The sequence below is a fragment of the Streptomyces sp. NPDC051207 genome (assembly GCF_040682395.1).
Lineage (GTDB): Bacteria > Actinomycetota > Actinomycetes > Streptomycetales > Streptomycetaceae > Streptomyces.
On sequence record NZ_JBFBAX010000001.1, the window covers coordinates 245,398 to 268,711 of the forward strand.

Annotated in this window: 19 protein-coding genes and 4 pseudogenes; 17 read left to right on the forward strand and 6 right to left on the reverse strand. The window is 72.7% G+C overall.

What is annotated here, in order from left to right; translation table 11 throughout:
- Nucleotides 1–80 precede the first annotated feature (80 nt).
- Complete coding sequence (locus tag AB0M97_RS01100; protein WP_365958551.1) at nucleotides 81–1,034, forward strand: DUF2510 domain-containing protein; 954 nt, start codon at nucleotides 81–83, stop codon at nucleotides 1,032–1,034.
- Here the strand turns inward: AB0M97_RS01100 and AB0M97_RS01105 are convergent.
- Together AB0M97_RS01105 and AB0M97_RS01110 are read right to left on the reverse strand one after the other, a co-directional pair.
- Nucleotides 1,022–3,097, reverse strand: coding sequence for a phosphocholine-specific phospholipase C (locus tag AB0M97_RS01105; RefSeq protein WP_365958552.1), 2,076 nt, complete (start codon nucleotides 3,095–3,097; stop codon nucleotides 1,022–1,024). The two genes, AB0M97_RS01100 and AB0M97_RS01105, sit on opposite strands and share 13 nt — an antisense overlap.
- A 254-nt stretch (nucleotides 3,098–3,351) precedes the next feature.
- Nucleotides 3,352–4,014 carry a hypothetical protein gene (locus AB0M97_RS01110; RefSeq protein ID WP_365958553.1) on the reverse strand — a complete coding sequence of 221 codons (663 nt, stop codon included), beginning with the start codon at nucleotides 4,012–4,014 and terminating at the stop codon, nucleotides 3,352–3,354.
- A 223-nt stretch (nucleotides 4,015–4,237) separates the two neighbouring features.
- On the opposite strand from AB0M97_RS01110, the gene AB0M97_RS01115 reads away from it, so the two are divergent.
- The 4 genes and pseudogenes from AB0M97_RS01115 (at nucleotide 4,238) to AB0M97_RS01130 (ending at nucleotide 6,547) form a co-directional block, all read left to right on the forward strand.
- A complete protein-coding gene (locus tag AB0M97_RS01115) occupies nucleotides 4,238–4,903 on the forward strand; it encodes a helix-turn-helix transcriptional regulator (protein ID WP_365958554.1) in 666 nt (221 codons plus the stop codon).
- A 32-nt stretch (nucleotides 4,904–4,935) separates the two neighbouring features.
- A complete protein-coding gene (locus AB0M97_RS01120) occupies nucleotides 4,936–5,469 on the forward strand; it encodes a toxin-antitoxin system, toxin component (protein WP_365958555.1) in 534 nt (177 codons plus the stop codon).
- Nucleotides 5,470–5,483: 14 nt separating this feature from the next.
- Nucleotides 5,484–6,077, forward strand: a complete 594-nt coding sequence (locus AB0M97_RS01125; RefSeq protein WP_365958556.1) for an NAD(P)H-dependent oxidoreductase — start codon at nucleotides 5,484–5,486, stop codon at nucleotides 6,075–6,077.
- A gap of 201 nt (nucleotides 6,078–6,278) precedes the next feature.
- Nucleotides 6,279–6,547, forward strand: a pseudogene (locus tag AB0M97_RS01130) (hypothetical protein).
- Between the two features lie 43 nt (nucleotides 6,548–6,590).
- On the opposite strand, the gene AB0M97_RS01135 reads toward AB0M97_RS01130, so the two are convergent.
- Nucleotides 6,591–7,271, reverse strand: a complete 681-nt coding sequence (locus AB0M97_RS01135; RefSeq protein ID WP_365958557.1) for a 4'-phosphopantetheinyl transferase superfamily protein — start codon at nucleotides 7,269–7,271, stop codon at nucleotides 6,591–6,593.
- On the reverse strand, nucleotides 7,268–8,128 hold the full coding sequence (locus AB0M97_RS01140; RefSeq protein WP_365958559.1) for a metallophosphoesterase: 861 nt from the start codon (nucleotides 8,126–8,128) through the stop codon (nucleotides 7,268–7,270). Before AB0M97_RS01140 ends, AB0M97_RS01135 begins: the two co-directional genes overlap by 4 nt.
- A 340-nt stretch (nucleotides 8,129–8,468) precedes the next feature.
- On the opposite strand from AB0M97_RS01140, the gene AB0M97_RS01145 reads away from it, so the two are divergent.
- A complete protein-coding gene (locus AB0M97_RS01145; RefSeq protein WP_365958560.1) occupies nucleotides 8,469–9,605 on the forward strand; it encodes an ATP-grasp domain-containing protein in 1,137 nt (378 codons plus the stop codon).
- Between the two features lie 312 nt (nucleotides 9,606–9,917).
- The gene (locus AB0M97_RS01150; protein WP_365958561.1) at nucleotides 9,918–11,315 is read left to right on the forward strand and encodes a glycoside hydrolase family 16 protein; all 1,398 of its coding nucleotides are present in this window, start codon (nucleotides 9,918–9,920) and stop codon (nucleotides 11,313–11,315) included.
- 107 nt (nucleotides 11,316–11,422) lie between these two features.
- Here AB0M97_RS01150 and AB0M97_RS01155 read toward each other — a convergent pair whose 3' ends face one another.
- Nucleotides 11,423–11,710 carry a hypothetical protein gene (locus tag AB0M97_RS01155; protein ID WP_365958562.1) on the reverse strand — a complete coding sequence of 96 codons (288 nt, stop codon included), beginning with the start codon at nucleotides 11,708–11,710 and terminating at the stop codon, nucleotides 11,423–11,425.
- A 205-nt stretch (nucleotides 11,711–11,915) separates the two neighbouring features.
- A pseudogene (locus AB0M97_RS01160) lies at nucleotides 11,916–12,643 on the reverse strand (helix-turn-helix domain-containing protein); the annotation flags it as partial.
- A 94-nt stretch (nucleotides 12,644–12,737) separates the two neighbouring features.
- Between AB0M97_RS01160 and AB0M97_RS01165 the strand changes: the two are divergent.
- From AB0M97_RS01165 to AB0M97_RS01210, 10 genes and pseudogenes are all read left to right on the forward strand, one after another.
- Nucleotides 12,738–13,241: pseudogene (locus AB0M97_RS01165) on the forward strand (transketolase C-terminal domain-containing protein); the annotation flags it as partial.
- 27 nt (nucleotides 13,242–13,268) lie between these two features.
- Nucleotides 13,269–13,535 carry a hypothetical protein gene (locus AB0M97_RS01170; RefSeq protein WP_365958708.1) on the forward strand — a complete coding sequence of 89 codons (267 nt, stop codon included), beginning with the start codon at nucleotides 13,269–13,271 and terminating at the stop codon, nucleotides 13,533–13,535.
- A complete protein-coding gene (gene zwf, locus AB0M97_RS01175; RefSeq protein WP_365958563.1) occupies nucleotides 13,532–15,211 on the forward strand; it encodes a glucose-6-phosphate dehydrogenase in 1,680 nt (559 codons plus the stop codon). The genes AB0M97_RS01170 and zwf overlap by 4 nt, the downstream gene beginning before the upstream one ends.
- Nucleotides 15,208–16,143, forward strand: a complete 936-nt coding sequence (opcA, locus tag AB0M97_RS01180) for a glucose-6-phosphate dehydrogenase assembly protein OpcA (protein ID WP_365958565.1) — start codon at nucleotides 15,208–15,210, stop codon at nucleotides 16,141–16,143. Before zwf ends, opcA begins: the two co-directional genes overlap by 4 nt.
- Nucleotides 16,136–17,785 carry a glucose-6-phosphate isomerase gene (gene pgi, locus AB0M97_RS01185; protein ID WP_365958566.1) on the forward strand — a complete coding sequence of 550 codons (1,650 nt, stop codon included), beginning with the start codon at nucleotides 16,136–16,138 and terminating at the stop codon, nucleotides 17,783–17,785. Before opcA ends, pgi begins: the two co-directional genes overlap by 8 nt.
- Before the next feature lies 1 nt (nucleotide 17,786).
- Nucleotides 17,787–18,668, forward strand: coding sequence for a phosphogluconate dehydrogenase (NAD(+)-dependent, decarboxylating) (gene gnd / locus AB0M97_RS01190; RefSeq protein WP_365958567.1), 882 nt, complete (start codon nucleotides 17,787–17,789; stop codon nucleotides 18,666–18,668).
- A gap of 375 nt (nucleotides 18,669–19,043) precedes the next feature.
- Nucleotides 19,044–20,507, forward strand: coding sequence for a membrane-associated oxidoreductase (locus AB0M97_RS01195; RefSeq protein WP_365958568.1), 1,464 nt, complete (start codon nucleotides 19,044–19,046; stop codon nucleotides 20,505–20,507).
- 185 nt (nucleotides 20,508–20,692) lie between these two features.
- Nucleotides 20,693–21,922, forward strand: a complete 1,230-nt coding sequence (locus AB0M97_RS01200) for a serine hydrolase domain-containing protein (protein WP_365958569.1) — start codon at nucleotides 20,693–20,695, stop codon at nucleotides 21,920–21,922.
- A gap of 48 nt (nucleotides 21,923–21,970) precedes the next feature.
- Nucleotides 21,971–22,272: pseudogene (locus AB0M97_RS01205) on the forward strand (hypothetical protein); the annotation flags it as partial.
- 64 nt (nucleotides 22,273–22,336) lie between these two features.
- The gene (locus AB0M97_RS01210) at nucleotides 22,337–23,296 is read left to right on the forward strand and encodes an ATP-binding protein (protein WP_365958570.1); all 960 of its coding nucleotides are present in this window, start codon (nucleotides 22,337–22,339) and stop codon (nucleotides 23,294–23,296) included.
- Nucleotides 23,297–23,314: the final 18 nt, after the last annotated feature.

Sequence of the window (23,314 nt, forward strand, 5' to 3'; positions counted from 1 at the left end):
CTCACGGGTGGGGGCGGGGCGGGCGGCCGGGAGCGGGGGGTTCTCATCCGGCTTTCACCGATGCCTCATACGGTGGGGGCATGACGCAGGCGACTCCTCCCGGGTGGTACCCCGACCCCGGGCAGACAAGTGACGGTCCGGCCACCGAGCGCTGGTGGGACGGCAAGGCATGGACGGCGCAGACCCGCCCCGCGGGCGGGGCCGCCGTCTGGGGTCCCCCGGGGCAGCCGCAGGCCGGTGGGGCGTATCCGGTGCACCCCGGGTATCCCGGGTATCCGGTGCACCCGCCGGCGGGGGCGCGGCGCGGCCTGCGCACCGGGACGGTCGTGGCGCTGGCCGTGGTGGTGCTGGCGTGCATCGGCGCCGGCGTGTACGTGCTGTCCGACGACGGCGGCCCCGGGAGCAGCACCGCCTCCTCCTCGGGGGACCCGGGCGGCCGGCGGCCCGGCCCCTCCGAGAGTGAGGACGCGAACCCGTCGCCGGACGGGTCGGAGCCGCCGAGGGTCGAGAGCGGTTCCGTGACCGACGGGATGAGCGGGATAAGCCTGCCCATACCCGACGGCTGGTACGGCCAGGCCCTCGACGTCGGCGCGTCGGTGACGTCCGAGGACGCGTACAAGTGCCCCGGCGACACCTCCAAGACGTGCACCAAGGGCGGCGCGTACTCGGCGCCCTCGGTCGCGCTCGGCACGAAGGGCGACACCCCGGAGGAGGTCGCCAAGGCGGACATCGGCAAGAACGCCGAGGAGTCCTACGGCGGCAGGACCTACGGCTCGATCACCTCGCACGACGTGCTCGCGTCCAGGGCCGTCACGGTCGCCGGGCAGAAGGGCTATCTGGTCCGCTGGAAGGCGGTGACCAGCAAGGGCGCCGACGGCTACGTCCAGTCGCTCGCCTTCCCCTCCCCCACCGCGCCCGGGAACATCGTCGTCGTCCGCTTCGGTGTCGACGCCGACGCGTCCCCGTCCGTGATCGACGAGATCACCAAGGGCATCGAGGTGGCGCACGGCGACGGCAGGGGTCAGGAGGTCTGACGGCCGACGCGCTGCTCGGTGGCGATGGCCGGGTCGCTCACCCCCGGCCGCCCGTTCTCCACGTGGCCCGCGAACCGGCGCAGGAACGCGGGGTCGGCCTCCGACGTGACGGTGAGGTCGTACCAGCGGCGGCTCCGGGCGAGGTCGACGGTGTGCCGCGCGGTGGCGCCGGGGCGTACCGTGACCGTCGCCGGCGCGCCGCCGTAGCCGTTGGTGATCTTGAGGCGGACGGTGCCGGGGCCCGCGTTGGAGAGGGCGAGCCGGATGCCGTCGCCGCTGTGGCGGGCGGTCACCTCGGGGCCGGCGGCGCGGCCACGGCCCCGGAAGGCGCGCAGGAAGCCGTTCGGGCCGTGCACGGTGAGGTCGTGGGACCCCTCCGCGTAGGCCGAGTTCCACGTGTCGGAAATGGTCCGGCCGGCCTCGGTGGTGTACGTCCAGGGGCCGTCGGCGCGGTTGCCGGACGTGACGAGGAACGCGGCGCCCGCCTCGGCGCCGGAGGCGAAGGTGAGCGTGAGCGTCCCCGCGCCGGTGTCGGCGGAGGCGTCCACGTACGGCGCGTACTTCAGCGGGCGGGCGGGGCGCAGGCCGCGCTCCTGCCCGGGCAGCCTCGGGTCGGCCGGCGGCAGCGGACGGTAGTCGGGGTGCCGTTCGCGGTCCTGCGGCTCGTACGCGTCGGTGTCCGGCAGCGCCGCCGGCCTGCTGTCCTTGCGGGAGAAGTCGAAGGCGGACGTCAGCTCGCCGCAGACGGCGCGTCGCCACGGCGAGATGTTCGGCTCGCGGACGCCGAAGCGGCGCTCCATGAACCTCAGGATCGAGGTGTGGTCGAAGGTCTCGGAGCAGACGAACCCGCCCTTGCTCCACGGCGACACGACCAGCATCGGCACGCGCGGGCCGAGCCCGTAGAAGCCCTCCACGTGGGTCCTGCTGCCGGGGAAGACGTCGAGGGAGACGTCGACGGAGGAGCGGCCCTGGGCGTCGGACTTCGGCGGCAGCGGCGGCACGACGTGGTCGAAGAAGCCGTCGTTCTCGTCGTAGGTGATGAACAGGGCGGTCCTCGCCCACACCGCCGGGTTCGAGGTGAGCGCGTCGAGGACCTGCGCGATGTACCAGGCGCCGTAGTTCGACGGCCAGTTGGAGTGCTCGGAGAACGCCTCCGGGGCCGCGATCCAGGAGATCTGCGGCAGCGTCCCGGCCCGCACGTCGGCGCGCAGCCGGTCGAAGTAGCCGTCGCCGTTCTTGACGTCGGTGCCGGTGCGGGCCTTGTCGTACAGCGGGTCGCCGGGCCGGGCCGTGCGGTACTGGTTGAAGTACAGCAGGGAGTTGTCGCCGTAGTTGCCGCGGTAGGCGTCCTCGATCCAGCCCCAGTGGCCGGCGGCGTCGAGGCCGTCGCCGATGTCCTGGTAGATCTTCCAGGAGATCCCGGCCCGCTCCAGGCGTTCGGGGTACGTCGTCCAGTCGTAGCCGAGTTCGTCGTTGCCGAGGACCGGGCCGCCGCCCTTGCCGTCGTTGCCCGTGTGGCCGGACCACATGTAGTAGCGGTTGGGGTCGGTGGAGCCGATGAACGAGCAGTGGTAGGCGTCGCAGACGGTGAACGCGTCGGCGAGGGCGTAGTGGAAGGGGATGTCCTCACGCGTCAGGTACGCCATGGTCGTGGTGCCCTTCGCGGGCAGCCACCGGTCGTACGCGCCGTTGTGGTAGGCGGCCTGGCCGTCGGGCCAGCCGTGCGGGAGCCCTTCCAGGAACTGCATGCCGAGGTCGTCGGCGTCCGGGCGGAACGGCAGCACCTCCCGGCCGTCCTGCTCCTGGTGCCACACCGACTTGCCGTTGCGGAGCCGCACCGGCCGGGGGTCGCCGAAGCCGCGGACGCCGCGCAGCGTGCCGAAGTAGTGGTCGAACGAACGGTTCTCCTGCATGAGGACGACGATGTGCTCGACGTCCTCGATGGTCCCCGAGCGGTGGTTCGCCGGGAGGGCCGCGGCCCGCTGGACGCTGGCGGACAGCGCGGAGAACGCCGTGGTGCCACCCGCGAGTTGGAGGAAACGGCGCCGGTTGACTTCGGGCATGACGGGGGCCTCTCGCACGGAAAAGGGGGGTGGGCCGGCCGGGTGCGACCGAGTGCGCGCGAGAGGGAGTGTTCCAGGAGCGTCGAACGTCAGGAAAGGGTGCGATGGCGGACGCGTGAAAGTCGGCGGTACGCCGTCCGACGGGCGGGACCGGCGGGCGATTCTCCCCGCAAGACGGTGCGCGGGCGTTCATGGACGCGGAGTCGTCGTGGCCCTCCACGGAGATGTCGGGCGGCACGCCCGGACGGCCGCCGTCACTCCGGCGCGCCGACCACCCTCAGATGGGCGGCGGTGCGGCGTGCCCCGCGGTCGCGGGCGGCCGGTGCGCGGCGGGTCTCGCGCAGGGCCAGCGTCAGGCGCGTGTAGCCCATGTCCCGCAGTGTCCGCGGGGTCTCCACGACGATCCGGCACTCGGTGCTGCCCCAGCGCGGGTCGGGGTGCAGCAGCGGGCGCACCGCGCCGTCGTGCTCGACGGCGCCCTTGCCCACGGCGCGGATCCAGTGCGGCAGGCCCTGCCGGTAGGCGGCTTCCATGATCGGGTCCTGGGCGATCTCCCGGCGCACGGCCTGCAGGACATGATCGTGCCCGTGCCGCTCCACGGCGTCCGCGAAGTGCGCCAGCATCGGCAGGCACCAGCTCGACTCGTGCTCGCCGAGGACCGTGCCCGCGTCCGGGTGGAAGAGGACGAACCGCAGGAAGTTGTCCCCCGGCATGGCCGTGGGGTGCGGGCCGATGCCACGGAAGAGCGAGCGGAACGCGCTGTTGGCCAGGACGACGTCCCAGCGGTGGTCCACGACGAGGGAGGGGAAGGGCACGGCCTCCAGATAGCCGGCGTAGTCCCGCACGTACGCCTGGTCGTCACAACCTGCGGGGACGGGCCGCGGCGCCGACCGCTGCCCTCCTGCCTGAAACGCCATCGGGAGGTCACCCCTCTTGCCTATGCGGCCTTCACGCGGCGCCCCGATCCTGCTGCCCAGAAGCTTGTCATGTCAACTATCGTGGCATTTCATGCCCGTCGACGGCTGAAATTGGCCACAGTTGTGGCGAGACCTGGATGTGAGTTCGAGACAGGGGCTACTCTCCGGGAAGTTCACGGCAACCGCTTGTGAGAAGCCTGTGAGAGACGTAGGAGATCTGGCGGTGACGGATGGCACGGAGGGCTTCGAGGGTCCGGGCGTCACGTCTTCCGCCACGCTGACGGCCGTCGTCGCCCGCGTCACCGCACTCGCCGACCGGCTCGGAGTGCCGCACGCCGAAGTTTTCGACGTCGTCCGCCTGTCCGTCGCCTCCGGCGTCCCCGAGCCCGTGGTCAAGGCCCTGCTGAACGGGCGCGACGCGGGCGAACCCGATGTGCAGGCCCGCTTCCTCCAGCGCCTCGACCTGCTGCGCCGCACCCGCCTGAAGCCGAACGGCCGCAAGTACACCCAGCAGGAGATCGCCGACGGCGCCGGCATGTCGCGGCAGCAGGCGGGCGCCCTCATCAACGGCGACCGGCGTCCCACCATGGAGCACTGCGACGCCATCCAGCGCTTCTTCCGGGTGCACGCCGGTTTCCTCACCGCCGAGGACCCCGAGGCGCTCACCGGCGCCCTCCAGCGCACCGAGCAGGAACTGCTGCAGAAGCTCGCCGACACCGAGCGCCGCGCCGCCGCGGCCGCCGACGATCCGCTGGAGCGGCTGCTGCAGGACCACGGCGTCCGCGGGATCGCCTGGCGGGCCGCGCAGCTGCCCACCGACCAGCACCGCGACAAGGTCGCGGAGTGGCTGGACATGCTTCTGGAGAGCGTCAAGCGGCCCGAGTCCTGACCGTGGGGAGAAGTGTGGGAACCGGAAGGGAAATGCGCCGCCTGTGCGGCGAACTGGTCGCGGAGCTGACGCTTCCCGCACCGGCACGGCCCGCCGACCTGTACGGCGCGCTGTGCGACGCGATGAGCAGACGCCGCGGCCGTCCCGTCCTCTTCCGTACGGCCGCCTTCCCGCCCGGCACCGCGAGCGGGCTGTGGCTCGACATGGCCGAGCAGGACCTCGTCGTGATCGAGGAACGCACCGCGCCCGACCACCAGTTGGTGATCCTCGGTCACGAGCTGTGGCACATGAAGGCCGGGCACTGCGCGCACCACGTGGAGGGCGCGGCGGTCGCGGCCCGGCTGCTCGACGACGAGGCCGACCTGCACGCGACGGTCCTGAAGGTGGCGGCCCGTACCCGGTTCGACCTCGCGGACGAGAAGGAGGCCGAGAGCTTCGGCCTGCTGCTGGCGAGCAAGTGCCGCACGTGGCTGGCCGGTTCGTCGCTGCGCGGCCCGGTGCAGCGGGACCGGCTGGCCGGCCGCATCGAGACGTCGCTGGGCTATCCGGGCCGTCAGCAGAGCTGAACGGGGACACCTTCATGCGCATCGGCGCCTACCTCGCCCATCCCAGGCCGGGGAGCTTCAACCACGCCCTGTTCGACACCGTCGTGACCGAACTGCGCGGGCGCGGCTGCCAGGTGCTCGCGCACGACCTGTGCGCCGAGGGCTTCCCGCCGGTGCTGTCCGCCGACGAGACGCAGACCGTACGGGAGGCGGGGCGCGCCGGGGACGAGCAGGTGGCGCTGCACCGCGCCGAGGTGGCGGCCCTCGACGCGCTGGTGTTCGTGCACCCGAACTGGTGGGGCATGCCGCCCGCGGTCCTCACCGGCTGGGTGCAGCGGGTCCTCGTGCCGGGCGTCGCCTACAAGCTGGGCACCGCCGAGGGCGAGCCCGCGGGGCTGCTGACGGCGGGCCGGGCGCTCGTCCTGAACACCTCCGACACACCGGCCGACCGCGAGGAGGGCGAGTTCGGCGACCCGCTGGAGAGCATCTGGTCGGCGTGCGTCCTGCCGTACGTCGGCGTGCCCGACGTACGGCGGATCGTCTTCCGTACGGTGTCCGACTCGGCCGACGGGACACGCGCGGCCTGGCTGGCGCGGGCCCGGCGGGAGGCGGCGGCGCTGGTCGCCTGACACGGGCCGGGTGCGGCGCCGCGCCGCCGCACCCGGCAGGGCGCGTTCCGCCAGCGGGGCGTCGCTCCGCCGAGCGGGCGAACCGGCCCGGGACGGGGCCGGATTGTCAGTGGTGGGCGGCAAGCTGGAAGTGCGCCGCCGTACGGGGCGCACGCGCCACGGCGCGGGACATGACGACGCCGACACGGGGAGAGCCGACCGATGCCCACCGCCGTACTGACCGACCGCGAACGCACCGCCGTCCAGGCCTACCTCCGGCTGCTGCACACGGTGCGGGCCGCTCTCGACACGGCGTCGGGCCCGCCGGGCACCGGCCGCGAGCCCGGCGCACGACCCACCGCCCCGCCCGCCATCCCGCCCGTCGTCCCGCCGTCGGTCCTCGCGGAGGCCGAACTGGCCCGGAGGCGGGCCTGAACGGGAACGAGGAGGCGTTCTTCCGGCTGCTGCGCCACTGGTGCCCGGAGCCGTGAAGGCCGGGACGGCGGGCGGAACGCTCGCCGCTCGCCCCGCCGTTCACTCGTGCGTGATCGACACCGCGGTCGCCAGCAGCCCGTGCTGTGCCGTCCAGCGGCCGTCGAAGTGGTCGACGCGGCGGCTGCCGACCCACGGGCCGGGGACGAGGAGCGCGGCGCGGAAGGTGCCGCCAAGGCGGCCGCCCGGGTCGACGGAGATCTCGATGTCGGCCTGGCTGAAGTCCAGCCACTTCCGGGTCAGCGGGAACCACGCCTTGTAGACCGATTCCTTGGCGCTGAACAGCAGCCGGTCCCAGTGCACCTCGGGCCGCTCGGCGGCCAGCAGGCGCAGCCGCTCCGCCTCGGCCGGCAGCGCCACTGCGGGCAGCACGCCGTCGGGCAGCGGCCCGGCGGGCTCGGCGTCGATGCCGAGGGACGCCAGATCGCCGGCGCGGGCGAGGGCGGCGCCGCAGAAGCCCGCGCAGTGGGTCATGCTGCCGACCAGGCCGTCCGGCCAGCGCGGGGCGCCGCGTTCGCCGGGCAGCACCGGCTGCGGGGGCACGCCGAGCTTCTCCATGGCGCGGCGCGCGCAGGAGCGTACGCCGGCGAACTCCCGGCGGCGCTTGGCGACGGCCCGCGCGACGAGCGCCTCCTCCTCGGGGTACAGCGGCGCCTCACCGGCGTCCTCGCCGCCGTGGATCTCCACGACGACGGCGGTGTCCGGCAGCAACTCCTCGATCACGGCGTCCGGTCCTCTCCGGGCAGGATGCGCTTGAGCCGTCCCGGCGGCTGGGGCCGCTTGCGCCACTCACGGGGGTATCCCACCGACACCTCCTCGAAGCGGACGCCGTCGTGCCAGGTGGTCCGGGGGATGTGGAGGTGGCCGTAGACCATGGTGTGCACGCGGAACCGGCGGTGCCAATCCGCGGTCAGCCGGGTGCCGCACCACATGGCGAACTCGGGGTACCACAGGACGTTCGTGGGATGCCGGTCCAGCGGGTAGTGGTTGACGAGCACCGTCGGCAGGTCGTCCGGCAGTTCGGCGAGCCTGCGTTCGGTCTCGGCGACCCGCGCCCGGCACCAGTCCTCGCGGGTGGGGTAGGGGTCGGGGTGCAGCAGGTACTCGTCGTTGCACACGACTCCGGTGCCGTGCGCGTAGGCCAGCCCCTCCTCCTTGGTCGCGGACCCGGCCGGCAGGAACGAGTAGTCGTAGAGCAGGAACAGGGGCGCGACGGCGACCGGGCCGCCCGGGCCCTCCCAGACGGGGTACGGGTCCTCGGGGGTGAGCACGCCGAGGTCGCGGCACAGGGCGACGAGATGGTCGTAGCGTTCCACGCCGCGCAGGGTGACGGAGTCGCTGGGGTGGGTCCACAGTTCGTGGTTGCCGGGCGCCCAGACGACCTTGCGGAACCGGCCGGCCAGCGTCTTGAGCGCCCAGCGGATGTCCGCCACCTTCTCGGAGACGTCACCGGCGACGAGGAGCCAGTCGTCGTCCGAGGCGGGCTGCATCCGCTCGACCAGGGCGCGGTTCTCGGAATAGCTGATGTGCAGGTCGCTGACGGCCCATACCTGTCCGCCGGTGCCGTTCGTTAACGTCACGTCCCCGTCCCCGTCCCCGTCCCCTCCGAGCGCACGTTCGCCATTACGAGATCACATCCCGCGCGCCCGGACAAGGGCGGTCCGGACGCGCCCGCCGCGGCGCGCGGCGGCACCGCGACAGCCACCGGGCCGCACCCGGGCCACGGCACCGGGGCGGCCCCTCGTGATCGTCCGGATCCCTGACACCCGCGTTGCACGCGGCACCCCCCGGAACCCCCTATGATCGGCCCAACACCACCGCCTCGATCGCCTTCGCGCAGGGTGGTTCGGTGTACCTCCATTCGTCCTGCCCGGGCACGGGCCGCTCAGCCCTGCCCGCGAACCGTGAAAGGCGGCCTGCATGGTCTCTCGCGTACGCGTCTGGCTCAACCGCACGTACGCGGAGAACGTGTTCTTCATGGATCAGCTGCGGAGAAATCCCAGCGACCGGGCCGTCGAGATCCATGCCACGCACGGCGACCCCGACTCTCCCGTGCTGGCCGCCGCCGACACCGCCGAACTGGAACCGGACGGGCTGTCCCCGGCCGCGTACGTCGAATTCGCGCTCGACCAGTGCGCGCGGCGCGGCATCGACGTGTTCGTGCCGCGGCTGCACCAGGCCGCGATCGTCGCGCACCGCGCGGAGTTCGAGGCGGCCGGTACGGCACTGCTGGCGCCGCCGCCCGAGGCGGTGGCCGTCTTCCAGGACAAGGTGGTCGCCTACGAGGCCGTGCAGGCGATCGGCGTCCCGGTGCCGCCCTGGTGGCGGGTCCGCTCGGCCGACGAACTGCTCGCCGCCGTCGAGGAGTTGGAGGCGAACGGGCACCGGGCCTGCCTCAAGCCGGCGTCCGGGGCGGGCGGCGTGGGCTTCCGCATGATCACACGCGCCCCCTTCTCGCTCTCGCACCTGAACGGCTTCCCGAGCCCGTACGTGCCGCTGGACCTGGTCCTGGAGGCGCTGCGGACCGCCGAGGAGCCGGTGGACTGGCTGGTGATGCCGCGGCTGGAGCAGCCGGAGGTGTCGGTGGACTGCCTGACCGGTCCCGACAACCGCGTCCGGATGGCCGTGGGGCGCACCAAGAACGGCCGGCGCCGGGGCTTCACGCTGCACGAGCGGTGGCTGGGGCCCGCCCGGCGCATCGCCGAGGGCTTCGGGCTGCACCACCTGTCCAACATCCAGTTCCGGATGTACGGCGACGAGCCGGTGCTCATGGACGTCAACACCCGCCCGGCCGGCGGGCTGCACCAACTGTCGCTGTGCGGCATCAACGCGCCCTGGGCGGCGGTACGGCTGGCCCTCGGCGAGGACCCCGGCGAGGTGACGCCACCGTTCCTCGGGCAGGACTACACGGTGGTGTCCGGGCCGCGCCCGCTGCGCCCGGTGTCCCTGCCGCAGCAGCAGCGCGAGGAGGACACGGGCCCGCTGCTGCCGGCCCAGGCCCTCCCGGCACCGGCCGAGTCGGTGACGACGCATACGGCTCAGGCACTGCCCTTGTAGGCCGCCCGCGTGCGCCGCGGGGTGGAGAGCGGTCCCGCGTCGACTTCTGTCCGGCGGATCACATCCTGTGACGTGATCCGCCGGATGCGGTGACGGCCGCCCCAGGGGGCACCAGCCCGTGCTTTCGGCGCCTTCCCGGCATTCACCGCCTGAACTCTCCCCCACCTCGCGCACTTTCTCGGTTTCACCTCTTGACGGCCGGGCCGTCCGGGAGCACATTGAGCGCGTTTGAGAGCGCTCTCAGAAGATGATCGCGGAGGCGCTCCGCAGACACGCCCGCATCCCACTCCCGTCCCCGAGAGGCACCCCCACATGAGCGATCCCTCCGGCGTTCACGGCGGACGGCGGTCCGTCCGGCGCGCCCTCGTCGCCGTCGTCAGCACCCTCGGCCTCGCCGCCGCCGCGGCCACCGCCGCCTCCCCGGCCGCGACCGCCGCCGCGCCCCCTCCCCCGTCGGGCTGGACGCAGGTCTTCGTCGACGACTTCAACGGCGCGGCCGGCTCCGGCGTCAACACCGCCAACTGGCAGTACGCGACCGGCACCGGCTACCCGGGCGGTCCCGCCAACTGGGGCACCGGCGAGAAGGAGACGATGACGTCCAGCACGAGCAATGTCTCGCTGGACGGCAACGGCAACCTCCGCATCACCCCGCGCCGCGACGCGGCGGGCAACTGGACGTCGGGCCGCATCGAGACCAACCGCACCGACTTCCAGCCCCCGGCGGGCGGCAAGCTGCGCGTCGAGTCCCGCATCCAGGTCCCGAACGTCACGGGCGCGGCGGCGAAGGGCTACTGGCCGGCGTTCTGGATGCTGGGCTCCCCCTACCGCGGCAACTACTGGAACTGGCCCGCCGTCGGCGAGCTGGACATCATGGAGAACGCCAACGGCATGAACACGGTGTTCGCCACGATGCACTGCGGCACGTCGCCCGGCGGCCCCTGCAACGAGACCTCGGGCATCGGCGGCAACACCACGTGCTCCGGCACGACCTGCCAGGCGGGCTTCCACACGTACCGGATGGAATGGGACCGCTCCACCAGTGTCGAGGAGATCCGCTTCTACCTGGACGGGGTCAACTACCACACGGTGCGCGCCAACCAGGTCGACGCGACCACGTGGGCGAACGCCACGAACCACGGCTACTACATCATCCTCAACGTCGCGATGGGCGGCGGCTTCCCGGACGCCTTCGGCGGCGGCCCGGACGCCGGCACGCAGCCCGGGCACGCGATGCTCGTGGACTACGTGCAGGTCCTGTCGTCCGGTGGGAGCGGTACCACGCCTCCGCCGAGCGGCGGCCGGGACGCCTACGGCACCATCCAGGCCGAATCGTTCGACAGCCAGTCCGGTGTGATCACCGAGGGCACCAGCGACACGGGCGGCGGGCAGAACATCGGTGCGATCGCCAACGGCGACTGGGCGCTGTTCAAGGGCGTCAACTTCGGTTCCACGGCGGCCCGGCAGTTCAGCGCCCGGGTGGCGAGCGGTGCCGCGTCCGGCGTCAGCGGCCTCGTGGAGGTCCGGCTCGACAGCCGTGGCAGCGCCCCCATCGGCAGTTTCGCGGTGGGCAACACGGGCGGCTGGCAGTCGTGGCGGACCATCCCGGCGAACATCAGCTCGGTGACGGGAACGCACGACGTGTATCTGACGTTCACCAGCGGCCAGCCGGCCGACTTCGTGAACGTCAACTGGCTCACCTTCGGGCGGTGACCGGCCGACCGGGCGTCATCCGATTCCACCTCGGCCGCCGACCGGCCGGTTCCTCCCCGTGACGCCGGGGGCGGCTCTCGTACGGAGGCCGCCCCCGGTGTCGCTGCTCAGTCGTCCGTGACGCCGGGCAGGGACTGGGTGAAGTCCGGGCCGGGGGTGCGGCCCTGCGGCGGGTACTCGCAGTCCGGCTGGGTCACGTCGAACTCGCGGCTGCCGTCGTCCCCCTCGACGGTCACCACGGCCGTGCACACCCTGCCGTGCTTGTCGGTGAACGTGGCCACGTAGGGCGGTTCCGCCTGGCCGCCGCACGCGGTCAGCGTGAGCGCGGCACCGGCCGCGATCACGGCCGACGCGAGCCGGACGCCTCGTCTGTTCCCTCTGACACTGATCGACACGATTCCCCCTGTCATTCCCCCTGTGACGGCCGGCGGGTTCCCGGCCGCGGGCACCGGGCGGAGCTCCCACCCGTCCGGTGAGCATCACGGGGCGGCACATGGTGAGGGAGAACGGCGGAAGGCGCGGCGGCAACCGGTCGGCGACGGAAAGCCGAACGACCGTCAGGCGGCGGACGACCGGGGGTGACCGGGGGCCGCTCCGGGCTCACCTCCCCCGCAGCTCCGCCCGGAACGCCGCGGGCGTCGCGTCCGTGTGCTGGTGGAAGAACTTGGAGAAGTCGGCCGCGTCCGGGAATCCGACCGCCGCGCCGACCCGGCAGGTCGGTGTGGGCGAGGAGGCGCTTGGCCTCCAGGACGACCCGCTTGTCGATGAAGGCCTTGGGCGTCTCGCCGGTCGCGGCGCACACCGCGCGGACGAGGGGACGGCGGGAGGAGCCGGCGCGTCGGCGTGGGCGCTGACGCTGTGACGGGTGGCGAAGCCTTCCGCCACCGCGTCCCTGAACAGCGTGAACGTGGTGTCGGCCTGCCGGCGCTCGCCCTCGGCGGAGCCGGCCGCGAGGTGGGTGAGACGCAGCAGGAACGCGGTCGGCGTGTGCCGCGGGACCGCCGTGTGCGGGCCGGGCGGCAGCGTGCCGGTGTCCTCGTACTCGCGGCGCAGCTGGGCGAGGCCGTGGCGCAGTGCGGTGGGCTGCGCCCGGTCGGGGGGGGGCAGGGGCGGCAGGTCGTGGCGGTACAGGCCGGTGGCCTCGACGGTGGTGCGGGGCAGGAAGCCGGGCTGCATGGTCAGGACGGTTCCGCGGTACTCGCCGTCCGTGGCGAAGCGGTGGGCCTGTCCCGGGCGGATCCACAGCAGGTCGCCGGCGCGTGCCTCGTACTCTCGGCGAAGTCGATCGTGTGGCGTACGGGGCCGGCGTCGAACAGCATCACGAAGTGACAGGGCCGTTACTCTGCCGCAATCGAGGACTCCTTGAAGATGAGCACGCAGAGCGCACAGAGCCTGGAGGGCTTCGAGTGGACCGACGTGGCCCACATGCGCAAAGCCGTGCGCCTGTCCGCGCTCATGCAGCTGCCGGTGACGTACGTCTGGACGCACGACTCCATCGGCCTCGGCGAGGACGGCCCGACCCACCCAGCCGGTCGAGCACCTGGCCTCGCTGCGCGCCATCCCGGCCCCGGAGGTGATCCTGATCGGCACCGGGTCGGAGGTGCGGCTCGCCGTCGCCGCGCGGGAGCGGCTGGAGGCCGGCGGGACGGTGGTGCGGGTCGTGTCGATGCCGTGCGTGGAGGGGTTCGAGGACCAGCCGCGCGAGTACCGCGACCCGGTTCTGCCGCCGTCCGTGACGGCGCGCGTCGCGGTCGAGGCCGGTGTGGGGCTGACGTGGTACCGGTTCGTGGGCGACACGGGACGCATCGTCTCCCCGAACACTTCGGCGCGTCCGCCGACGCGGACACCCTGTTCGCCGAGTACGGCTTCACGCCGGAGAACGTCGTCGCCGCCGCCCGGGAATCCGTCGCCGCCGCGCGCGGTTGATCCGACCGCAGAGAGAAGATGATCACTGTGACCGAAGCGACCGCGACCGCGGGAGCCCTCCAGCAGCCGTCCGGCTGGGACGTGTCGATCCGGCGGGACGACCTGTCGCGCAGGCGGATCACGCCCACCTCGACGCAGATCCGGCCGTCACGGCCACCGGTCGCCTCGCACACGGAACGCAGAACGCCGGCGGCGGCGCGCACGTCGGCGGCCGTCGGCACGCGGACCGCGTGGCAGGAGCTGCTGGACGCGGGCAGGAAGTCCCTGAACAGCGAGGGAGATGACGCGGAATGAGCAAGAAGCGCACCGAGCCGGGGTCCACGAGGACGTCCGGGGCCACCAAGGCCTCCGGGGCCACGAGGACCGCCCGGAGCGGCAAGGCTTCCCGGAGCCGGAAGGCCGGGTCCGGGCGGCGCACTGCCGGGCAGGCCGCCGCCGTTGCGGCACCGGGGTGGGTGAACCCGCTGCGCGACGCGGGCGACCGGCGGCTGCCGCGGATCGCCGGCCCGTCCGGGCTCGTCATCTTCGGCGTCACCGGCGACCTGTCCCGCAAGAAGCTGGTGCCGGCCGTGTACGACCTGGCCAACCGGGGCCTGCTGCCGCCGGGCTTCTCGCTCGTCGGGTTCGCGCGCCGGGAATGGGAGGACCAGGACTTCGCCCAGGTCGTGCACGATGCGGTCCGCGAGCACGCCCGTACGCCGTTCCGTGAGGAGGTGTGGCGGCAGCTCGCGGAGGGCATGCGGTTCATCCCCGGCGACTTCGACGACGACACGGCGTTCAAGCAACTGCGCACGGCGGTCGAGGAGCTGGACGCCTCGCGCGGCACCAGCGGCAACTACGCCTTCTATCTGTCGGTGCCGCCGAAGTTCTTCCCGAAGGTCGTGCAGCAGCTCGAGAAGCACGGCCTGGCGGACGCCCCGGAGGGCGCGTGGCGGCGCGCGGTCATCGAGAAGCCGTTCGGGCGCGACCTGGCGAGCGCCTGCGAGCTGAACGCGATCGTGCACCAGGTGTTCGAACCGGACCAGGTGTTCCGCATCGACCACTACCTCGGCAAGGAGACCGTCCAGAACATCCTGGCGCTGCGGTTCGCCAACCAGATGTTCGAGCCGATCTGGAACCGGTCGTACGTCGACCACGTGCAGATCACCATGGCCGAGGACATCGGCATCGGCGGCCGGGCCGGCTACTACGACGGCATCGGCGCCGCCCGTGACGTCATCCAGAACCACCTGCTCCAGCTGCTCGCGCTGACCGCGATGGAGGAGCCCGCCTCCTTCGACGCGGAGTCGCTGCTCACCGAGAAGCTGAAGGTGTTCCGGGCCGTGAAGCTGCCGGACGACCTGGGCCTGCACACCGTGCGCGGCCAGTACGCGCCGGCCTGGCAGGGCGGCGAGCAGGTGCGCGGCTACCTGGAGGAGGAGGGCATCGACCCCGAGTCCAGGACCGACACGTACGCGGCGGTCAAGCTGGGCATCGACAACCGTCGCTGGGCGGGCGTTCCGTTCTACCTGCGCACCGGCAAGCGGCTCGGCCGCCGTGTCACGGAGATCGCGGTCGTCTTCCAGCGCGCCCCGCACTCCCCCTTCGACTCGACGGCCACCGAGGAGCTGGGCTCCAACGCGATCGTGATCCGCGTCCAGCCCGACGAGGGCGTCACCGTCCGCTTCGGCTCCAAGGTGCCGGGCACCTCGATGGAGATCCGGGACGTGACGATGGACTTCGCCTACGGCGAGTCGTTCACGGAGTCCAGCCCGGAGGCGTACGAGCGGCTCATCCTGGACGTCCTGCTCGGCGACGCGAACCTCTTCCCGCGTCATCAGGAAGTGGAAGAGTCCTGGAGGATCCTGGACCCGGTCGAGGAGTACTGGGCCGCGCACGGCAGGCCCGCGCAGTACGCCTCGGGCACCTGGGGTCCCCGGGAAGCCGACGAGATGCTCGCACGAGACGGACGGAGCTGGCGCAGGCCATGAAGATCGATCTGACCGACACCACGTCAAGCAAGATCAACAAGGCGCTGGTGCAGGGCCGCCGCGCGATCGGCACGCCCGCCGTGGGCATGGTCCTGACGATGGTGATCGTCACGGACGAGGAGAACGCCTACGACTCGATCAAGGCGGCGGAGGACGCCTCGCACGAGCACCCCTCGCGCACCCTGGTCGTCATCAAGCGCCACGCCCGCACCCCGCGCGACCGCACCCGCTCCCACCTGGACGCCGAGGTGCGGGTCGGCGCCGACGCGGGCACCGGCGAGACGGTCGTGCTGCGGATGTACGGCGAGGTGTCGGAGCACGCCGACTCGGTGGTGCTGCCGCTGCTGCTGCCGGACGCCCCGGTGGTGGTCTGGTGGCCGGTGAACGCCCCGCTGGACCCGGCCAGCGATCCGCTGGGCGCCCTCGCGCAGCGCCGCATCACCGACCTCTACACCACGGAGAGCCCGCTCGCGGACCTGGAGGCCCGGGCCCGCTCCTACGCGCCCGGCGACACCGACCTCGCCTGGACCCGGCTCACCCCGTGGCGGTCCATGCTGGCCGCGGCCCTGGACCAGGCCCGGGTGCCGGTGGTGTCGGCGGCCGTGGAGGCCGAGGCGGACAACCCGGCCGCCGAACTGCTGGCCCGCTGGCTGGAGGCCCGCCTCCATGTGCGCGCCGAGCGGGTCGTCACCGACGGGCCGGTGGTCACGGGCGTCCGGCTGGGCACGGCGGACGGCGACATCGTCATCGACCGTCCCGAGGGCCCGCTGGCCACGCTGACGCTGCCCGGCCAGCCCCCGCGCACCCTGGCGCTGAAGGTCCGCGCCACCTGCGAACTCATCGCCGAGGAGCTGCGGCGCCTCGACGCGGACGAGATGTACGCCGTCGCCCTGCGGGGCGAGGGCACCAAGGAGACTCCCGCCCATGCCTGACTCCCCCGAGCTCACGAAGCGCCCCGAGTGGACGGCCCTCGCGGACCACCGCGCCGGGACGCTGCCCCACCCGGACCTGCGTGAGCTGTTCGCCGCCGACCCCTCCCGCGTGGAGCGGTACGTCGTGCACGTCGGCGATCTGCGCATCGACTACTCGAAGAACCTCGTCACCGACGAGACGCTCGCCCTGCTCCGGGAACTGGCCGCCGCGACCGACGTGTTCGGGCTGCGGGACGCCATGTTCGACGGCGAGAGGATCAACGTCACCGAGGACCGCGCCGTGCTGCACACCGCGCTGCGCGCCCCGGCGGACGCCGTGATCGAGGTCGACGGCGAGAACGTCGTGCCGAAGGTGCACGCCGTCCTCGACAGGATGACCGACTTCGCCCACCGGGTCCGCTCCGGGGAGTGGACCGGGCACACCGGCAGGCGGATCAGGAACGTCGTCAACATCGGCATCGGCGGCTCCGACCTCGGCCCGGCGATGGCCTACGAGGCGCTGCGGGCGTACACGGCACGGGACGTGACCTTCCGCTTCGTGTCGAACGTGGACGGGGCCGACCTGCACGAGGCCTTGCGGGACCTGGACCCGGCCGAGACGCTGTTCATCGTGGCGTCCAAGACGTTCACCACCATCGAGACGATCACGAACGCGACGTCGGCCCGCTCCTGGCTGCTCGGTGCGCTGGGCGACGAGAAGGCGGTGGCGCAGCACTTCGTCGCCCTGTCGACCAACGCGGAGAAGGTCGCCGGGTTCGGCATCGACACGGCGAACATGTTCGAGTTCTGGGACTGGGTCGGCGGACGCTACTCCTTCGACTCCGCGATCGGCCTGTCGCTGATGATCGCGATCGGCCCGGACCGGTTCCGCGAGATGCTCGACGGCTTCCGCCTCGTGGACGAGCACTTCCGGGCCGCCCCGGCGGAGGCCAACGCCCCGCTGATCCTCGGCCTGCTGGGCGTCTGGTACGGCAACTTCCTGGGCGCCCAGTCGCACGCGGTGCTGCCCTACAGCCACTACCTGTCCAAGTTCACCGCCTACCTCCAGCAGCTCGACATGGAGTCCAACGGCAAGTCGGTGGACCGCGAGGGCCGGCCCGTGCAGTGGCAGACCGGCCCGGTCGTGTGGGGCACGCCCGGCACGAACGGGCAGCACGCCTACTACCAGCTGATCCACCAGGGCACCAAGCTGATCCCGGCCGACCTGATCGGCTTCGCCCGCCCCGTCGCCGAGCTGAGCGACGACCTCAAGGCGCAGCACGACCTGCTGATGGCGAACCTGTTCGCGCAGGGCCAGGCGCTGGCCTTCGGCAAGACCGCCGACGAGGTGCGCGCCGAGGGCGTGCCCGAGGAGCAGGTGCCGCACCGCACGTTCCGGGGCAACCACCCGACGACCACGATCCTGGCCCGCGAGCTGACGCCGTCCGTCCTCGGCCAGCTGATCGCGCTCTACGAGCACAAGGTGTTCGTGCAGGGCGCGATCTGGAACATCGACTCCTTCGACCAGTGGGGCGTCGAACTCGGCAAGGTCCTCGCCAAGCGCGTCGAACCCGCCCTCACCGAGGGCGCCGACGTCCCCGGTCTCGACCCGTCCACGGCCGCCCTGGTGGCCGCGTACCGCACGCTCAAGGAAGTGAACTGACATGCAGCTCGGTCTCATCGGCCTCGGCCGGATGGGTGGCAACATGCGCGAGCGGATCCGCCGCGCCGGCCACACCGTCGTCGGCTACGACCGCAATCCGGAAGTCTCCGACGTGGGCAGCGTCGCCGAACTGGTCGAGCGGCTCGACGCGCCGCGCACCGTCTGGGTGATGGTCCCGGCCGGCGCCCCCACCCAGTCCGTCATCGACGAACTCGGCGGCCTGCTGCGGCCCGGCGACACCGTGGTCGACGGCGGCAACTCCCGCTGGAGCGACGACGAGAAGCACGCCGCCGAACTCGGCGCCAAGGGCATCGGTTTCGTGGACTGCGGCGTCTCGGGCGGCGTGTGGGGCCTGGAGAACGGCTACGCCCTGATGGTCGGCGGCGACACCGAGCACGTCGAGCGCCTCCGCCCGATCTTCGACGCGCTCAAGCCGGAGGGCCCCTACGGCTACGTCCACGCGGGCAAGGTCGGTGCCGGGCACTTCTCGAAGATGGTCCACAACGGCATCGAGTACGCCATGATGCAGGCCTACGCCGAGGGCTGGGAGCTGCTGGAGAAGGTCGACTCGGTGACCGACGTCCGGGAGGTCTTCCGCTCCTGGCAGGAGGGCACCGTCATCCGCTCCTGGCTGCTCGACCTCGCGGTCGACGCCCTCGACCAGGACGAGCACCTCGACAAGCTGCGCGGCTACGCCGAGGACTCCGGCGAGGGACGCTGGACCGTGGAGGCCGCCATCGACAACGCGGTCCCGCTGCCCGCGATCACCGCCTCCCTGTTCGCCCGGTTCGCCTCCCGGCAGGACGACTCGCCGCAGATGAAGATGATCGCGGCGCTGCGCAACCAGTTCGGCGGCCACGCCGTCGAGTCGGCGAAGGAGTAACCGCCGTGGGGGACCTCCTCCTGGTCCTCCCCCACTGTCCGAAGGACGTGGGAGGTCCCCCCGCGGCTTGACGGAGGGGGGCAGGTCGGGCCGCCACACCGGCCGGACCGACCTGCCCCTGACCCCGCGCGGCGAGGACCAGGCCCCTCGCCCCGCTGCCCACCGGGCGGCCCGTCTCGCTCGTCCTCACCGGCCCGCTCGCCCTTCCTGCACGTCCTCACCGCCCGCACGGGCGGCTGTTCCGCGTCGAGACAGGCACCCGCGACCGCCTGTCGGCGGAACACGGCAGGCCCGTCGTCGCGGAGTGGAACATCAAGCCGCAGGCAGAAAAGGGCAGTTGACACCCGTGGTGCGGCCGGGCCAGAGTCGCCGCTGATGGAGATCACCGACCTGACACCGGCCGAACTGCGCGTGTGGCGGGCCTTTCCGCGCGGCGAGGCCGTCGACTTCCGCGACCCCGCGCACGAGGACGCCGCCGGGGGCGCCGACTGGGGTCCAGAACGCACCGTGCGCGCCTCGGTGCTGAGGTACCTCCTGGTCAACTGCCCCCGGGAGGACGGCGAGATACCCTCCCTCGCCCTGGCCGGGGCCCGCGTCACCGGCATGCTCGACCTGCAGTACGCCACCGTCGACCAGCCCGTGCGCCTCAGACACTGCCACTTCGACGAGCCGCCCCGCCTCTACGGCGGCCGGCTCCGCGAACTCAACCTCAGCGAGTCCGTGCTGCCCGGCCTCGTCGCGCACGCCGTGACGGTGGACGGCGTGCTGCGCCTGACCCGCTGCCGGTTCCTCGGCCGGGTGCGGCTGGGCGGGGCGCAGATCTCCGGCAGCCTGTACATGGAGAGCGCCACGTTCGGCGACCCGGACATCTCCCAGCCGGTGCTCCAGCTCAACCAGGCCGTCATCGGCGCCGACCTGTGGGCCCCCGGGCTGCGCGCCGAAGGGCCGGTGCGGCTCAACGGCGCCAAGATCACCGGCTCGGTGAGCCTGTCCGAGGCGCGGCTGAGCAACCCCGGGCAGTGCGCCGTCGACGCGGAGACCCTCGCCGTCGAGGGCGACCTGCTGTTCAGGAAGGCGGACGTGCAGGGCTGGGTCGGCCTGCGCGGCTCCCGCATCACCGGCCGGCTGGACCTGTCGTACACCCGGCTGTCCAACCCGAGCGGCACGGCTCTGCGGGCCAGCAGCGCCACCATCAGTGAACTGTGGCTGCGCAAGAGCCCGCCGCTGGAGGGCACCCTCAACCTGCGCCGCTCACAGCTCGAAGTGCTGTTCGTCGACCCCGCCGTGACGCCCCCGCAGGTGCTGCTCAACGGCCTCGTCTACACGACGCTCACCCCGCACGAGCCGGCCGCCCGCCGCCTGCCGATGCTGGAACGCGACCGGGACGGCTATGTCCCGCACGCCTACGAGCAGCTGACCGCCGCCTACCGCCGCATCGGGGACGACGACGCGGCCCGCGTGGTGCAGCTGGCCAAGCAGCGCCGGCACCGCCGCACCCTGCCGTGGTACGCCCGGCTGTGGGGCCTCGTGCAGGACGCCACCGTCGGCTACGGCTTCCGGCCGCTGCGCGCCGCCGGCTGGCTGCTGTCCCTGCTGACCGTGGGCTCCACCGCCTACGCCCTGGACCATCCGCGTGCGCTGAAGGCGTCCGAGGCGCCGGACTTCCACCCGGTGTTCTACACCCTCGACCTGCTGCTGCCGGTGATCTCCTTCGGGCAGGAGGCGGCGTTCGCGCCGGACGGCTGGCGCCAGGTGCTGTCCTACGTCCTGGTCATCACGGGCTGGATCCTCGCCACCGCGGTCCTCGCGGGCGTGACGCGCACCGTCAGCCGCCCGTGACGGCCCGCACCGCGGGCCGGGCGGCCGACCGCGCCGGCGCGTTCAGGGGGCCGCCCGGCCCGCGGTGGGAGCGGTGACGGCCTCCCAGGGCTCCGGTCTGCCGTTTCCTGCGCGACGATGAAGGTTGGAGGGTGCCCGCTCGCGGGTATGCCGGACCGCACCGTGGAAGGTGACGGAGGAGAACGATGGCACAGCTGCGACAAGAGGTGGACCCGGGCGAGGTGGGTCTCGACGCGAAGGCACTGGACCGCCTGGACCGGCATTTCGCCGACGCGGTGGACGAGGGCCGCCTGCCCGGATACCTGGTGGCCGTGGCCCGCGGCGGGCGCGTCGCCCACCTCACGACGCACGGCCTGCGCGACGTCGCGGCCGGGCTGCCCGTCGAACCGGACACGCTGTGGCGGATCTACTCCATGACCAAGCCGGTCACCGCGGTCGCCGCCCTGATGCTGATGGAGGAGGGCCGGCTGTCCCTGGACGACCCGCTCGCCCGGCACCTGCCGGTCTTCGCCGACGCCCGGGTCTACGACAGCGGCTCCGGCCCGGACGTCAGGACGCGGCCCGCTGCCGGGCCGATCCTGCTGCGGCACCTGATGACCCACACCGCGGGCCTGACCTTCGGCTTCTACCACACCCACCCGGTCGACGCGCTGTACCGCGCGGCGGGCCTGGAGTCGTCGGTGCCGCCGGGCAAGGACCTGGCGCAGACGATGGACGTGTACGCGAGCCTGCCGCTGCAGTTCGACCCGGGCACCCAGTGGAACTACTCGGTGGCCAGCAACGTCCTCGGCCGGGTGATCGAGGTGGTCTCCGGGCAGCCCCTCGACGCGTTCCTCGCCGAGCGGATCTTCCGGCCGCTGGGCATGCCGGACGCCGGCTTCCACGTCACCGGCGAACAGGCCGGGCGGCTGGCCGAGTTGTACGGGGAGGCCGACGGCGGCGGCATCAAGCCGATCCCGGGTCTGCCGCTGCACGGCCGGCCGCGGTTCCTGTCCGGCAGCGGCGGCATGGTGGCCTCCGCGTACGACATGCACCGCTTCATGGAGCTGCTGCGCCGCCGCGGCGAACTCGACGGCGTCCGCCTGCTCGCGCCCGGCACCGTGGACCTGATGACGTCCAACCACCTGCCCGGCGGCGCCGATCTGCGCACGGTGGGCAGCCGCCCCGCGCACGACGAGCCCGGCAACGAGGGCGTCGGCTTCGGCCTCGGCGTCTCCGTGGTCATCGACCCGTCCCGCACGCAGGAGCCGTCCGGGCTCGGCACGTACGGCTGGAGCGGCGTGGCGACGACGACGTTCTGGGTCGACCCGGGCCGCGACCTCACGGTGCAGTTCATGACCCAGGTCCGCCCGAAGTCCTCGCACACCGTCTTCCGCGACCTCAAGCGCCTGGTGCACGAGGCGGTCACGGGCTGACCGGCGGGGCGTCTCGCACGGCGGTATCAGCAGGGGCACCTGCTCGGCGCCGCTGGGGCCCGGTTCGCCATGGAGGTCGACGCGTTCCTGATCCTGGTGCTCAGCGTGTACGTGGCCACGCAGCCGGGGTGCGCCTGCTGCCGCACGCGGTGAGCGGCGCGGTCGCGGCGCCGGCGCTGCTGGTGTGGTCGTTCGGCCGGGACGTGCGGTGGCCGTGGCTGCGGCGGCCGTCGCGCACCGCGCTGCCGACGGAAGGGACAGCAGCCACGGCGCACGTACCGGAAGCAACGCCACCACCGCCGACCCCGCGCACGGCCGGAACCATCCTCCACCCCGCGCGCCGGATTTGACACCCTCTCCGCCACCCCCTAGACCTACCTACATGACATTCATTTTCACCAACGGGGAGCGATAGTGCGCGTCGCGTTCGTCGGCAAGGGCGGCAGCGGCAAGACCACGCTGTCGGCCCTCTTCTCCCGCCATCTGGCGGCCTCCGGCGCCCCGGTCCTGGCCGTCGACGGCGACATCAACCAGCACCTGGCCGAGGCGCTCGCCCCGGACGAGGAGCCCGTACCGCCCGCGCCGCTGGGCGCGCACCTCGGTGAGATCAAAGACTTCCTGCGCGGCACGAACCCGCGCATCGCCTCCCGCGAGGCGATGACCAAGACCACGCCTCCGGGCCGCGGTTCACGGCTGCTGCGGCTGCTCGGCGACGACGAGCTGCACGCGCGGCACGTCGGCCGCGCGGGCGGCGTGCCGCTGATGGTGACGGGCGAGTTCGAGGAGAGCGACCTGGGCGTGGCCTGCTACCACTCCAAGCTCGGCGGGGTGGAGCTGTACCTGGGCCATCTGGTCGACGGCCCGGGCGAGTACGTGGTGGTCGACATGACGGCGGGCGCGGACGCGTTCGCCTCCGGTCTGTTCACGCGGTTCGACATCACGTTCCTGGTGGCGGAACCGACCCGCAAGGGTGTGTCCGTGTACCGCCAGTACCGTGACCACGCGCGGGAGTTCGGGGTGCGGATCGCGGTGGTCGGCAACAAGGTCACCTGCGAGGACGACCTGCTGTTCCTCAAGGAGGAGGTGGGTGACGACCTGCTCACCCACCTGGTGCACTCCCCCTGGGTGCGCGCCGCGGAACGGGGCCGCCCGCAGGACGGCGGCCTCGCCTCCCTCGAACCGCACAACCGTCACGCCCTGAACGTCCTGCGCGAGGCCGTCGACTCCCGCCCCCGCGACTGGGAGCGGCTGCACCGCCACGCGGTCGAGTTCCACCTGCGCAACGCCCGCGCCTGGGCGAACGCCGCGACCGGGAGGGACCTGGCCGAGCAGGTGGACCCGGAGTTCGTCCCCGGGGTGACGGCGCACGCCTGAACACCCCTGGACGTGCGG